The following is a 14109-nucleotide window of genomic DNA, read 5'->3' as shown; positions in this document are numbered from 1 at the left end:
GGTTCAGGCCCCGTTCAGTTCGCGGACTCCGCGGTTGGCCAACTCATCCGCCAACTCGTTATCAGGATGCCCTGAATGACCCTTCACCCAATGCCAGTTAACGGTGTGTCTGGCAGTTTCAGCATCGAGCTCCTGCCACAGATCCGCATTCTTGACCGGTTTTTTTGCCGAGGTTTTCCAGCCATTGCGCTTCCAGCCGCTCATCCATTCGGTAATGCCCTTGCGCACGTATTGTGAGTCCGTATACAGCTCCACCTGGCAAGCGCGCTTGAGCTCCCTCAAGCCTCGAATGGCCGCCATCAGCTCCATTCGGTTGTTGGTGGTTTGCAACTCGCCACCGTGCATGGTCTTGCACGCATCGCCATAGCGCAACACAACACCCCAACCCCCGGGCCCCGGATTACCTTTACAGGCTCCGTCGGTATACATCACTACCTTACCAGCCATTACTGCTCCTGTTCTGTTCCACGCCTGTCCACCCTGCCTGAGCTATGGCTGGCACAGCCACTGGATACCCCCACGGTTCCGGGCAAAGAAATCACCTTGCTCTTGCGCCAGGATGCCCTGGTCCGGATCCGGGCGTATTCGCGTTTGCGGGCAAGGATACAGTAATAGGCGCCCGTGGGCAGTAAATGAGGGCGGCTACTGGCGGCCAAACGCTGCCGTCTTCCGGATGCCCCGTGTTTTCGCTGCAGCGGAAGGGTACAGAAATAGGTGCCACTGTTTTCCAGCTCGAACCCCAGCAACCTGAGCCAGTCCTCCATTCGTGATCGCATCAGGAACCGACCACCCCAGGGGCCAAACCGATGGCGGGAAACCAGTCTTCGTACGCCCCAGAGACTGAGGGGGTTGAACCCAACCAGAGCGATGCGCCCCTCACCTCGCAATACGCGGGCGGACTCGCGAAGCACCTGGTGCGGATCCGGGGAAAAGTCGGCCGTATGATGAAGGATCACAAGATCCATGGAATCACCGGGAAACGGCAACTCGTCTGCATCACAAACCGCCACGCCCTCCGGCATATGGGCATGCCAGGCCGGGCAGGTAATAATCTTCTGAGCAAAATCGGTACCACTCGCCAAAGGCAATCGGTGACTCAGGCCAACCTGAAGTTGTCTTGCCCCGGTAAGGCCTTGCAGCTCCTTATCAAGTACTGCTCTCTGGCTGGCCAGCAGGGAGCGGCCAAGGGGGGTCTGCACCCAACGTTCAAAACTCTCATGTCGTGCTGAATAGTCAATCACGCCGCTGGTTGTCACGCTGGCTCCCCTACCCGGTCCACTAAAGGCTTGATTGCTCGCGCAACCTGCCGCTCCTTGGGCTGTACCCGTTGTTGCATTATCATAACAGGCACATTCATTGAACACATGGGGTGGCCACCTTGCGCATTCATCCGGTTCCGGCATTCTCAGACAACTATATCTGGTGCCTTACCAACCTTGAGTCCGGCAAGACCCTGATAGTCGATCCCGGCCAGGCAAAGCCGGTACTGGACTATCTCAGTGACAGCGGTTTCTCAGCAGACACCATCCTGATCACCCATCACCACCCGGATCACACCGGCGGCGTGAAAGAGCTTCAGCAACAGTATCCGGACATCCGTATTGTTGGCCCGACTGATTCGCCCTTCAAGGGTGCTACAAACACGGTTCATGCCGGCGATGAAGTCGTCTGGGAAGGCATCACGTTCGATGTCCTGGCAGTTCCCGGCCATACACTGGATCATATTGCCTATTACAGCGACACCCAGGTAAATGACAAACCCGTTCTGTTCTGCGGCGACACACTGTTTGTCTGCGGCTGCGGACGACTGTTCGAAGGCACACCGGAACAGATGCACACCTCGCTCCAGACCCTGCGGGACCTTCCGGATAACACTGCAGTATACTGTGCTCATGAATACACCTTGGCAAACCTTCGCTTTGCCCGTCACTGGCTACCCGAAGATAAGGCGTTGGCCGAGTTTGAGAACGCCTGCAAAGACCTTCGGGAACGGGGTAAGCCAACCGTGCCGACCACGATTGGCCAGGAGAAACAGCTGAACCCATTCCTTCGGTGGGATGATGCCATGGTCATAGAGGCCGCCGAGAATTACAGCACCACACACCGCCTTGCCACCGGCTCGGATTGTGCGGTTTTTGCAGCCGTACGGCACGGCAAGGATAACTTCTGAGCGTGCGGGCGGTCACTGCTTAACAATTTATCTCACAGCCGTAACAAGGCTCAGCTTGACCGCCCGGAAAACGCTCCCATAGAATTTCGAGCAATTATCGAACGTAACCTGTTAAATATGCCGGCTATTTTTACAGATACCCGCCGGCTCCACCCGGAACCCTGTGTTTATGCCGGTAAAACGACTGCCCTTCATCCTTCTCGCGTCAACCCTTTTCAGCGGCTGCAGTACCAGTCAGATCGCCGAAAACTGGCATACACCTTCGGCCTGGTTCGGGACCGAGGAAGAGAATCAGCAAAAAGACCCCCTGGACTCACAGCAAGTGGTTGTTGCCAAGGGCGATGAGGACCTCAAGGCTGACGTCGCTGCCGGCAATGGAGAGGACAGTGCCAGCGGGGCACCATTAGATGACGCCATCTCCCCGGAACTTCAGGCCAAGGCCCAGCAAGCTCGGGAAAAACTGGACAATCCCGCCCGGCAATCCGACGCATCCACCAGAACAGACGATCTGTGGTCACGACTTCGCGCCGGTTTCACCATGGATCACTCCGTCGACAATGCCAGGGTACAGGCTCAATTGGACTGGTACGTGCGCCACCCCCGTTACATCGATCGCGTGGTGGAAAGAGGCTCCCGGTACCTGCATTACATTATCAATGAAACCGAAAAACGCGGCCTGCCCAGCGAACTGGCTCTGTTGCCAGTGGTAGAAAGCGCCTTTGATCCTTTTGCCTACTCCCACGGTCGCGCTGCCGGGCTTTGGCAGTTCATCCCGTCTACCGGCAAATACTTCGGGCTGACCCAAAGCTGGTGGCATGATGACCGACGGGACGTGATTGCGGCTACCGATGCTGCCCTGACTTACCTGGAGCGCCTGGCCAACCGGTTCGATGGCGATTACACCCTGGCCCTGGCCGCTTATAATTCCGGGGGCGGGACCGTATCCAGCGCCATGCGTCGTAACCGCAACGCCGGAAAATCCACAGATTACTGGTCTCTGACATTACCGACGGAGACCCGCCACTATGTGCCCAAACTGATTGCCCTGGCAAAAATTTTCGACGATCCGAAAGCCTACGGTATCGACCTGCCACCATTAAAAGACGAACCGTATTTCGAAGTGGTGGATACCGGCTCCCAGCTGGATCTGGCCCAGGCCGCGGAATTAGCTGGCGTGGATATTGATGAAATCTATCTGCTGAACCCGTCCTACAATCGCTGGGCAACCAATCCGGATGGCCCCCATCGCTTGCTGGTACCCAAGCAACAGGCCGAGGCATTCCAAACCGCACTGGCAGAGTTCCCAAGCGAACAGCGTGTATCCTGGCAGAACTATAAAGTCCGCAAGGGTGACAGCCTGAACACCATTGCCCGCAAGTTCTCCACTACCCCATCGGTCATTCAACAGGTCAACAAACTCAACAGTGACCTGATCCGGATTGGCCAGCAACTGCTGATTCCGTCTTCCACCAAGGGCTCCGACGCCTATGCGCTAAGCCAGGCCCAGCGACTGGAGCGAACACAGGATCGCAAGCGCAGCGGCAACAAGGTACGGTACACCGTGCGCCGGGGCGATACCTTCTGGGATATCGCCAGGGAGCACCGGGTTTCGGTTCGGGAAGTGGCTGCCTGGAATGGCATGGCACCGGGAGACCCCCTGATTCCAGGCAAGGAGCTGGTGATCTGGTCGAAAACTTCAAAGCCGACCATGGTAGCTTCGAATACCCGTGGCAAGGCCATGGTGCGCAAGGTGGGATACCGGGTTCGCAGCGGCGACTCCCTGTCCGCCATCGCCAGCCGGTTTTCGGTGAATGTGCGTGACATCGCATCATGGAACGATCTTAATACGGACCGTTATCTCCAACCCGGCCAAAGTCTGGTACTCTACGTGGACATAAGAAACAGTCCGTAACGTGCGAGAACCATGACAAAAAAACCAGAAGCACCCTTGCTGACCAGAATTACCGCGACGCTGGCTCTGGCAGCGTCTGCCTGTTTCGCCTCAGCCGATGAAGGCGTCACCGAAAACCCCACTCCTGTGCATGGCATCGCCATGCACGGTGAACTGAAGTACCCTGCGGATTTCAGTCACTTCGACTACGTCAACCCGGAGGCCCCGAAAGGCGGCGAACTGAAGTTATCTGTGGTTGCCAACGGCTTCGACAGCTTTAACCCCTTTGTCATCCGGGGCATCTCTGCGGCGGGTATTAACGCCTACGTGTACGATACCCTTCTGGAGTCTTCTGCCGACGAGCCGTTTTCCGAATATGGGCTGATTGCCGAGTCCGTTGAAGTGCCGGAAGACCGCAGCTTTGTCATCTTCAATCTGAATAAAGAGGCCCGCTTCCAGGACGGTGAACCAATCACCGCTGAAGACGTGGAGTTTTCCTACCGGATTCTGACCACCGAAGGCCACCCGTTTTACCGCAACTACTACGCGGATGTAGACAAGGTCACCATTGAAAACAGTCACCGGATCCGCTTTGACTTTGCGCAAACCAACAATCGGGAACTACCCCTGATTCTTGGTCAGATGCCCGTCCTGCCAGAACATTTCTGGCAGGATCGGGAGTTTGAAAGCAGCGGCCTGACCATCCCGGTGGGCAGTGGCCCTTACCGGATTGCCTCTTTTGACGCAGGCCGCTCCATTACCTACCAGAGAGTCGACGACTACTGGGCCAAAGATCTGGGTGTACGCAAGGGCCGTTTCAACTTCGACACCATTTCCTACGAATACTACAACGACGACACCGTCGCCCTCGAGGCATTCAAGGCGGGCAACTTCGATTTCCGCCAGGAAACCTCAGCCAAGAACTGGGCAACCGCCTATACCGGCCGCCAATTCGAGAGCGGCGATATCGAGAAGGAAGCCATCGAACACCACCGCCCCACAGGCATGCAGGGTTTTATCTTCAATACCCGCAAACCGGTGTTTCGGGATCCTCTGGTTCGGGAGGCGCTGGCCTACGGTTTTGATTTCCAGTGGGCCAACCAGAACCTGTTCTTTGGCCAGTACACTCGCACCAGCAGTTATTTTGAGAACAGCGATCTTGCCTCGTCGGGCTTGCCTGAAGGGCGAGAGCTTGAAATTCTTGAAGCCTATCGGGATCAACTAAGCCCCGACGTTTTCACAGAGGCCTATGTCCCACCGGATACCGGAAACGGCGTCAGCCTGCGGGACAATCTGCGTACCGCACTGAAACTCCTGACGGAAGCCGGGTATCAGATCAAAAATGGCAAAATGGTCCATCAGGAGACCGGCAAACCACTGGCATTCGAGATCCTTCTGTTCCAGAAAAGCTTTGAACGAGTGGTTCTGCCCTTCAAACAGAATCTTGGAAAGTTAGGCATCGACGTGTCGGTGCGCCTGGTCGACAGCAACCAGTATGTTCAGCGGGTTCGGAGTTTTGATTTCGACATGATCACCCAGGTGCTGCCTCAATCTGATTCTCCGGGTAACGAACAACGGGACTACTGGCACTCGAGTAATGCCGATGTAACCGGCTCCCGCAATTTCATGGGCGTTAGCGATCCCGTCATCGATGAACTGGTCAACATGGTCATTCAGGCGCCGGACCGGGAAGAGCTTGTACACCGGGTGCACGCGCTGGATCGTGTACTGCTGAATGGCCATTACGTGATCCCGCACTGGCATTTGCGCAAGGATCGGGTGGCCTACTGGAACCATCTGAAACGCCCGGCCAACACGCCCAAGAACGGCATCGACCTTAACAACTGGTGGACTGAACGCTGATACCGTTCGCTATCACGACGCTGTAGTAAGGACTGCTCCCTGAATGGGCATTTACATACTCCGCCGCCTCGCCCTGATCATCCCCACCCTGGTGGGGATCATGCTGTTGAATTTTGTCATTGTTCAGGCCGCTCCCGGTGGCCCCATTGAACAGATTCTCGCGGAGATGGAAGGCCACGGCAGCAGCGCTCTGGCGCGCGCCGGTGGTGGCGATGTCGGCAGTGAAGTGGCAAGCAGTTCCGGAGACAGCCGGGCCTCCCGGGGCCTGCCGCCCGAACTTCTGGAAGAACTTGAGGCCATGTACGGCTTTGACAAGCCTGCGCACGAACGCTTTTTCAAAATGCTGGGCGATTACGCCACCTTCGATTTCGGCGATTCCTTTTTCCGGGACAGAAGCGTCGTCGAACTGATTCTCGACAAGATGCCGGTCTCCATTTCACTCGGCCTCTGGTCCACGCTGATTATCTACCTCGTGTCCATTCCACTGGGCGTCCGTAAGGCGGTCACAGATGGCTCCCGGTTCGATGTCTGGACCAGTTCTGCGATCGTGGTCGGCTACGCCATTCCCGGATTCCTGTTTGCCATCCTGCTGATCGTATTGTTTGCCGGCGGTAGCTATTTCGATCTGTTCCCGCTCCGGGGCCTGACCTCGCCGGATTTTGACCAGATGACCTGGTACCAGAAGGTTGCTGATTATTTCTGGCATCTCGCCCTGCCCGTGACCGCAAACGTGATCGGCGGGTTCGCTACCCTCACGCTGCTGACCAAGAACTCGTTTCTGGACGAAATCAGCAAGCAGTATGTGGTCACCGCCAGAGCCAAGGGCCTGGAAGAAAAGCAGGTGCTTTATGGCCATGTGTTCCGCAATGCCATGCTGATTGTCATTGCCAGTATGCCCGGCGTTCTGGTGGCGCTGTTCTTTACCGGCTCGTTGTTGATTGAGGTAATCTTCTCGCTGGACGGCCTCGGCCTGCTTGGTTTTGAAGCTGCCCTCAACCGGGATTATCCGGTCATTTTCGGCACTCTCTACATCCTGACGCTGATGGGGCTGGTCATGAAGCTGATCAGCGACCTCACGTATGTCGCTGTTGATCCGCGCATCGATTTTGAAAGCCGGGAGGGTGCGTAATCATGGCAACCCTCTCTCCGATTCAGCGCAGACGACTCAGTAACTTTACCGCCAACCGGCGCGGTTTCTGGAGTCTCTGGATTTTTCTGGTGCTGTTTGGCCTTTCGCTATGTGCCGAACTGATCGCCAACGATAAACCCCTTGTGGTTTCCTACCACGGCAACTGGTACTTTCCCGTCATTCAGCAGGTGCCCGAAGAAACTTTTGGTGGGTTTCTGCCCACGGAAGCCGATTATCGCGATGACTTCATAGCGGGCGAAATCGAAAGCAATGGCTGGATGCTTTGGCCTCCCATTCGCTTCAGCTATAACACCATCAACTACGATCTGACTGTTCCCTCACCTGCGCCGCCCAGCGCCGAGAACTGGCTGGGAACCGATGATCAGGGTCGGGATGTGGCCGCCCGGGTGATCTATGGTTTTCGCATTTCGGTGTTGTTCGGCCTGACGCTCACCATCGCCAGCTCCATCGTTGGCATTGCCGTTGGCGCACTGCAGGGCTACTACGGTGGCAAGATCGATCTGTTTGGCCAGCGTTTTATCGAGATCTGGTCTGGTTTGCCTATGCTGTACCTGCTCATCATTCTGTCTTCGATTGTTCAGCCCAATTTCTGGTGGTTGCTGGGCATCATGCTGCTGTTCAGCTGGATGGGGCTGGTGGATGTCGTGCGGGCTGAGTTTCTCCGCGCCCGTAACTTCGAGTATGTGAAAGCCGCCAGAGCGCTCGGCCTGGACAATCGCAGAATCATGTTCCGGCACATTCTGCCCAATGCCATGGTGGCAACCCTCACGTTCATGCCGTTTATTCTCACCGGCGCCATAACCGGGCTCACGTCTCTGGATTTCCTGGGGTTCGGCCTGCCCTCGGGTTCACCGTCACTGGGCGAGCTGATTGCCCAGGGTAAAGCCAACCTTCATGCACCCTGGCTGGGTATTTCCGCATTCGTGTCACTGGCCGTCATGCTTACGCTGCTGGTATTTGTGGGAGAAGCGGTTCGCGATGCCTTTGACCCGAGAAAGAACTGATATGAGTGACCTGCTTTCCATCTCGGACCTGTCCATCACCTTCGACCACGGCCCACGGGTGGTTGACGGGCTGTCATTCAGCATCGACAAAGGCCAGACTCTCGCGCTGGTTGGCGAAAGCGGCTCCGGCAAGTCGGTATCTGCCCTGTCGATACTTCGGCTGCTGGATGAACGTCATGCGGCTTATCCCGCCGGACACATCCGCTACAAGGGCGAAGACTTGCTGCAGGCGCCGGAAAAGCGCCTGCGTCAGATTCGTGGCCGGCATATCAGCATGATCTTCCAGGAGCCGATGACCTCGCTCAATCCGTTGCATACCGTTGAAAAGCAGATTTGCGAGACCCTGGAACTACACAAAGGCATGCGCGGCCCCCAGGCCCGTAAACGCTGCCTGGAATTACTGGAACTGGTCGGGATTCCGGCCCCGGAGACCCGCCTGACGAGCTACCCACACCAATTATCGGGTGGGCAAAAACAGCGGGTAATGATTGCCATGGCTCTGGCCAATGAACCCGATCTGCTGATTGCGGATGAGCCCACCACGGCACTGGATGTGACGGTTCAGAAACAGGTGCTGGAGTTGCTGAAATCATTGCAGCAGAAGCTGGGCATGGCAGTGCTGTTAATTACCCACGATCTGAGCATCGTCCGCCGGTATGCCGATTACGTGGTGGTCATGGAACGGGGAAAAATGGTCGAACAAGGCGCGACAGAAGCGCTGTTCAGGTCGCCCTCTCATACCTACACCCGTAAACTCATTGACGCGGAACCACCGGAGCACCCTCTGCCAGCCACCAGTGGTACCGAAACCCTGATGACCGTAAACAACGTGAATGTGCATTTCCCCATTCGCAAGACCCTGCTGGGCAAGGTAAAAGAAAGCTTCCACGCGGTACAGGATGCCAGCTTCGAGCTGCGTGCCGGTGAAACCCTCGGTATTGTCGGCGAAAGTGGCAGTGGCAAAACCACACTGGGCCACGCCTTGCTGAAACTCACTCCGAGCACAGGCCAGTTCAGCCTCTGCGGCACAGAGCTATCCGCCCTCTCCCAGAAGGCTTTCCGGCCTTGGCGCCGACGCGTTCAGATTGTCTTCCAGGATCCGTTTGGCAGCCTCAGCCCGCGGATGTCCGTTGAAGAAATCATCCGTGAAGGTCTGGAAATCCACGAGCCCGGGAGTTCCGGGCAGCACGAAGCCAGTGTTATCCAGGCCCTTAAGGATGTAGGACTGGATCCGGACGCACGGCATCGGTATCCACACGAATTCTCCGGCGGCCAGCGCCAGCGTATTGCCATAGCACGCGCGCTGGTTCTCCAGCCAGACCTGATGATTCTGGATGAACCCACCTCCGCCCTGGACAGAACGGTACAGAAGCAGGTGATCGAGCTTTTACGGGAAATTCAGGCCCGATATAGGCTAAGCTACATCTTTATAAGTCATGATCTGGCCGTTGTTCGCGCACTCAGCCACAAACTGCTGGTACTCAGGCAAGGCCGGATTGTGGAATACGGCGATGCAGAGACCATTTTCCGGGAACCGCAACAGCCGTATACCCGGGAACTGCTGAATGCCGCATTTTTCTATCAGTCTACGACCAATTGAGCGTTACCCGACCCTGACAGGTCGGGGATAATGCGCCGAAACCACGGAACACAGGGAGCAGAAACCCATGGGAATCCTCAGTGGCAAAAAAGCACTGATTGTTGGCGTCGCCAGCAAACATTCCATTGCCTACGGCATTGCCGAGGCCTTCGCTCGTGAAGGCGCCGAAATGGCCTTCACCTATCAGAACGAGAAACTGCAGTCCCGCGTTGAGAAGTTTGCGGAACAGTGGGGCAGCAAACTGACTTTCCCCTGTGACGTCGCCAGCGACGAGCAGATTGACCAGGTATTCGAGCAACTGGGCAAACACTGGGACAACATCGACATCATCATCCATGCGGTTGGTTATGCGCCGGCCCATGAGCTGGATGGAAACTACGTGGACGTCACCACCCGTGACGGATTCCGGATTGCCCACGATATCAGCTCATACAGTTTCGTGGCCCTCGCCAAGGGCGCGCGCGAGATGATGCACGAAGGCAGCAGTCTGCTGACCCTGAGCTATCTGGGCGCCGAGCGGGTGCTGCAGAACTACAACGTGATGGGACTGGCGAAGGCATCCCTGGAAGCCAACGTACGTTATATGGCCGCCAGCCTGGGCAAGGAAGGCATCCGGGTGAACGGTATCTCAGCGGGCCCGATCAAAACTCTGGCCGCTTCGGGCATCAAGAGCTTCCGCCGCATGCTGGCCGAGAACGCGAAGCAGGCCCCCTTGCGTCGTAACGTGACCACAGAAGAAGTTGGCAACGCCGCCGCCTTCATGTCGTCCGACCTGGCCTCTGGTATCACCGGTGAAATCCTGTACGTGGACGGTGGGTTCAATATCACCGGCATGGCGGAGATGGACGCCTGATGGGTTGCTAACATCAGCCATAGCAAAAGAGCCGGCGCGATGCCGGCTCTTTTCGTTCAGCTTTCCGAGAGTGCTCTGGCAACCGCCTCGATCCAGTCCAGATAGTCAGTTTCATCTGACTCAAGTACCCGGACTCCAATCAGATACCCCCACTCCGCCTCGCGACACCACATGACCTCGACACTCAGCCGGAAGTGCTCTGCGTGTTCCCCAAGACTTACCTCCGCAACCAAAATCGACCCGATGCTAAGCGATGCCTCGCACAACAGACTGATTCCACGGGCCGATATGTCGCGCACCTGACATTCCAGCCTGCCGGATACACCATCCAGTGTCGACGGCTCCGACTCCGGTTCGGGCGATTCCGGGAGTATCCAGGCACGCGCCCGGGCCGTTAGACGGTAGTCCTCACGAAGGTCTTTCCCTGACGGCAACTCGTCCTCTAATCCGAAGGCATAATCATCATCGATCATCGTTCACCTCAGTTCCGACCAACACGGATACGCCCGACAACACGGCTCAGGGTGTCATCAAACTCGGCCGAACTGCCAAGCACACGAATACGCCCTTCCACGATCCCGTTAACCAGTTCGTCCTGGAGAAATTCCCGGCGATTGAGCCCCAGGCGATCCACAAACACATATTTACGCGAGGCAGAAATCTTGACGGCAAGCTTGAGCCGGACAGGGTCGTCATCCCGGGTTTCCTGGGTAAGCACAATCCAGCCACCGAGAGCGATACCTTCAACCTGTTTGGTGGCCACCAGCACGGCCTCTTTTCGCAAACGCTCCTGCTCCGCCTTCTCATCCGCCACCCGTTGGCGCTCAACCTCTTCACGCTCCCGTTCAAGTTCCTGCTGACGTGCGAGCTCTTCTTCCCGACGGCGCTGCTCGGCCGCTTCCCGTTCCTTCCGAAGCGCTTCGGCCCGGGCACGGGCTTCCTTAGCCGCCTTTTCCCGTTGTTCCAGCTGCCTGGCGCAGACTTTCGATAGCACTTCGAGGGTTTCTACAAGTACCTGACCGAAGGCCGTTGGTTCTGGAAGCGGCCTGAGCGCACCGCGGCCAAGCTCGGCCTGGAACTCGGCCCACGGCTGCAGTCCGAGTTTAACGCCGGCACCATTGGTCCAGAGCACTTCCCCGCTATCAGACAACAAAGCAAAGAAGAAACGTCGCTGCTCTCTTGCCCCTTCACCCTCTACAAACCACTGACCGACCAGAGGTTTGGCGTGGTCGGCCGAGACCGGCTCATTTGCCAGCCAGGTGCTGTCCCAGGAAAAATCTGAACCGGTGGCGAGCGCAGGCTCCAGTTCTGGTGTCTCCCCTCGAATTCGAGCCACAATTACCGCCTGGATCTCGTGTAATGCCTGTTCAGGAGCATCCTCACCCAGAGCGCGAGTCCAGACTTCGCGGACACGGTCGCCGAGTTGTTCCCCGACGTGATACAACCGGTTACGATCCCGATCAGAAAGCTGGGGGTCGCCCACCCAGACCAGCCACTCCAGTAATTTGTTGGCGTGCCGATGCACTTCACTGTCCGCGCCTTCGGCCCAGACACTCTGTTTCAACACCTTGTGCCAGTCGGTCAGGATAAAGCGGGTAATGGCCGGCGGTAGCTGACGGCCCGTCAAGGCGCGGCCGATCAGAGCCCTGGCCACCTGATCTGACAAACGCTGGCGTGAAGCCCCCTGCTCGGTTTCCAACAAACGTTCCCGTAGCCGCGCCACCTGATCATCCCGCTTTCGGGTATCAGCAAGCCATTGGCTGCAGTAGTGCTCCAGCGGATCACGGCTGCCAGCCTCAAAGCTGCCGGATACAGTAATAACCAGGCTATCGAGCTGATCCAGCAATACGCGGGATGATCGACCACCGGTATCACTCCAGCCACGCCATTCCTGAAGGTTATCAAGCCAGTCCAGAAGCACCCCGCTGAAAACCTCCGCACCACACAGATCCAGTTGCCATGCCAGCCAGAACCGCAAGCGCGCTATGCGCCCCACCAGGGCGGCATGCAGGCCTGAGGTTTTCAGGAAGACATCCATGATCCGGTCGGAGAGGTAGGCCGCATTCACCTGTCGGACGGTCCACTCAATCTGAACCGAACGCAGCACTTTGGTTACCCGCTCATCCCGCTGTTCCGTCCAGCAGGACATCAATAAGGGACGCCAGTCCGGTTCCTGCTCCGGAGAAGACTTACTGGCGGGGTATGGCAGATCGGGCACCCGGATCCCGGACAGAACCTGGGTAATCCTTTCTGAAACCACCTTTCGGGAGGGAGCGACAGCCTGTGGTTTCGTTGATGAGGGCGACATCCGTTACCTGTTGTCCTGAAGCGTTGAGAAGCGTTGAAAAGGGCCTGCAAATAACGCAGTATAACCAACTCGCCGGGGTTTACTGCAACCTAGTATCCCACTCGCACTTATTATTCAATCATCCGGACAAAAGAATGAACATACCGGGTGAGGTAACGACAAGATTCGGGGAAGCACAACAAGATGTCGGGTAAGAAACTGGAAAACCTGAACGTGGCCAGCCAGGAAACACTGATCACTCCTGAAGCACTGAAGCAAGAGATGCCACTGTCAGACAAGGCAGCCGAAACCGTTGCCAATGGTCGGCAAGCCATCTACGACATTATGGATGGCAAGGATCATCGTTTGTTCATTGTCGTAGGCCCCTGCTCGATTCACGATGTAGAAGCTGCCCGCGATTATGCCGCCCGACTGAAAAAGCTCGCCGATGAAGTCAGCGATACACTGTTGATCGTCATGCGCGTGTACTTCGAGAAGCCACGCACCACCGTAGGCTGGAAAGGCCTGATCAACGATCCGCACCTGAATGATACCTTTGATATCGAGCAGGGACTGCACATTGGTCGCCGCCTGCTGCTGGACATCAATGAGATGGGCCTTCCGGCCGCCACTGAAGCCCTGGACCCAATATCTCCCCAATACCTTCAGGACACCATAGCCTGGTCTGCTATCGGTGCCCGTACCACCGAGTCCCAGACCCACCGGGAAATGAGCAGCGGCCTGTCCATGGCCATCGGCTTCAAGAACGGCACCGATGGCAGCCTCGACGTTGCGGTAAACGCCATGAAGTCAGTCTCTCATCCCCACAGCTTCCTGGGCATCGACCAGCAGGGCAAAGTTGCCATTATTCGCACTAAGGGCAACAACTACGGCCACGTCGTGCTTCGTGGTGGTGGCGGCAAGCCAAACTACGACTCCGTCAGCGTAGCCTTGTGTGAACAGGCACTGGATAAGGCCAAGCTGCGCAAATCCATCATGGTGGATTGCAGTCACGCCAACTCCAGCAAGGATCCGGCTATTCAGCCTTTGGTAATGCAGGATGTGACTCACCAGATTCTGGAAGGCAATCAGTCTATCCAGAGCCTGATGGTGGAAAGCCACATTAACTGGGGTAGTCAGTCTATTCCGGAAAACCTGGCTGACCTGAAATACGGCGTATCCATTACCGACGCCTGTATCGACTGGGAAACCACCGAAAAAGCCATTCGCGACATGCGTGAGAAGCTGAAAGACGTTCTGCCCAAGCGGACCGCCTCTGCCTGAAGTCTGA

General features: G+C 56.9%; 12 protein-coding genes. 8 read left to right on the top strand and 4 right to left on the bottom strand.

Features of this window, described 5'->3' with window-relative positions; translation table 11 throughout:
• Window positions 1-3 precede the first annotated feature (3 nt).
• Complete coding sequence (gene rnhA / locus Q674_RS40080) at window positions 4-447, bottom strand: ribonuclease HI (RefSeq protein WP_011785020.1); 444 nt, start codon at window positions 445-447, stop codon at window positions 4-6.
• Complete coding sequence (locus Q674_RS40075; protein ID WP_023010130.1) at window positions 447-1256, bottom strand: class I SAM-dependent methyltransferase; 810 nt, start codon at window positions 1254-1256, stop codon at window positions 447-449. The genes rnhA and Q674_RS40075 overlap by 1 nt, the downstream gene beginning before the upstream one ends.
• A gap of 122 nt (window positions 1257-1378) precedes the next feature.
• Here Q674_RS40075 and gloB point away from each other — a divergent pair, with 122 nt between their 5' ends.
• The 7 genes from gloB (at window position 1379) to Q674_RS40040 (ending at window position 10531) form a co-directional block, all read left to right on the top strand.
• Entirely contained in the window at window positions 1379-2170 is a 792-nt protein-coding gene (gene gloB / locus Q674_RS40070; protein ID WP_031210543.1) for a hydroxyacylglutathione hydrolase, read from the top strand.
• A 169-nt stretch (window positions 2171-2339) separates the two neighbouring features.
• Window positions 2340-4082 (top strand): LysM peptidoglycan-binding domain-containing protein, encoded by a 1743-nt coding sequence (locus tag Q674_RS40065; protein ID WP_023010128.1) that lies wholly within the window; start codon window positions 2340-2342, stop codon window positions 4080-4082.
• Window positions 4083-4094: 12 nt separating this feature from the next.
• On the top strand, window positions 4095-5924 hold the full coding sequence (locus tag Q674_RS40060) for an extracellular solute-binding protein (RefSeq protein ID WP_031210542.1): 1830 nt from the start codon (window positions 4095-4097) through the stop codon (window positions 5922-5924).
• A 43-nt stretch (window positions 5925-5967) separates the two neighbouring features.
• On the top strand, window positions 5968-7053 hold the full coding sequence (locus Q674_RS40055; protein ID WP_023010126.1) for a microcin C ABC transporter permease YejB: 1086 nt from the start codon (window positions 5968-5970) through the stop codon (window positions 7051-7053).
• 2 nt (window positions 7054-7055) lie between these two features.
• Entirely contained in the window at window positions 7056-8078 is a 1023-nt protein-coding gene (locus Q674_RS40050) for an ABC transporter permease (RefSeq protein WP_023010125.1), read from the top strand.
• Between the two features lies 1 nt (window position 8079).
• A complete protein-coding gene (locus Q674_RS40045) occupies window positions 8080-9678 on the top strand; it encodes an ABC transporter ATP-binding protein (RefSeq protein WP_023010124.1) in 1599 nt (532 codons plus the stop codon).
• A gap of 67 nt (window positions 9679-9745) precedes the next feature.
• The gene (locus tag Q674_RS40040; protein WP_011785028.1) at window positions 9746-10531 is read left to right on the top strand and encodes an enoyl-ACP reductase; all 786 of its coding nucleotides are present in this window, start codon (window positions 9746-9748) and stop codon (window positions 10529-10531) included.
• 56 nt (window positions 10532-10587) lie between these two features.
• Here the strand turns inward: Q674_RS40040 and Q674_RS40035 are convergent, their stop codons facing one another.
• Window positions 10588-11004 (bottom strand): PilZ domain-containing protein, encoded by a 417-nt coding sequence (locus Q674_RS40035; RefSeq protein WP_023010123.1) that lies wholly within the window; start codon window positions 11002-11004, stop codon window positions 10588-10590.
• An 8-nt stretch (window positions 11005-11012) separates the two neighbouring features.
• Window positions 11013-12839, bottom strand: a complete 1827-nt coding sequence (locus Q674_RS40030; protein ID WP_031210541.1) for a DUF1631 family protein — start codon at window positions 12837-12839, stop codon at window positions 11013-11015.
• A gap of 183 nt (window positions 12840-13022) precedes the next feature.
• Between Q674_RS40030 and Q674_RS40025 the strand changes: the two genes are divergently transcribed.
• The gene (locus Q674_RS40025) at window positions 13023-14102 is read left to right on the top strand and encodes a 3-deoxy-7-phosphoheptulonate synthase (RefSeq protein ID WP_011785031.1); all 1080 of its coding nucleotides are present in this window, start codon (window positions 13023-13025) and stop codon (window positions 14100-14102) included.
• The last annotated feature ends 7 nt before the right edge of the window (window positions 14103-14109 follow it).

The organism is Marinobacter sp. EVN1 (assembly GCF_000475375.1).
Taxonomy (GTDB): Bacteria; Pseudomonadota; Gammaproteobacteria; order Pseudomonadales; family Oleiphilaceae; genus Marinobacter; species Marinobacter nauticus.
This window is presented reverse-complemented; position numbering and strand designations above follow the sequence as displayed.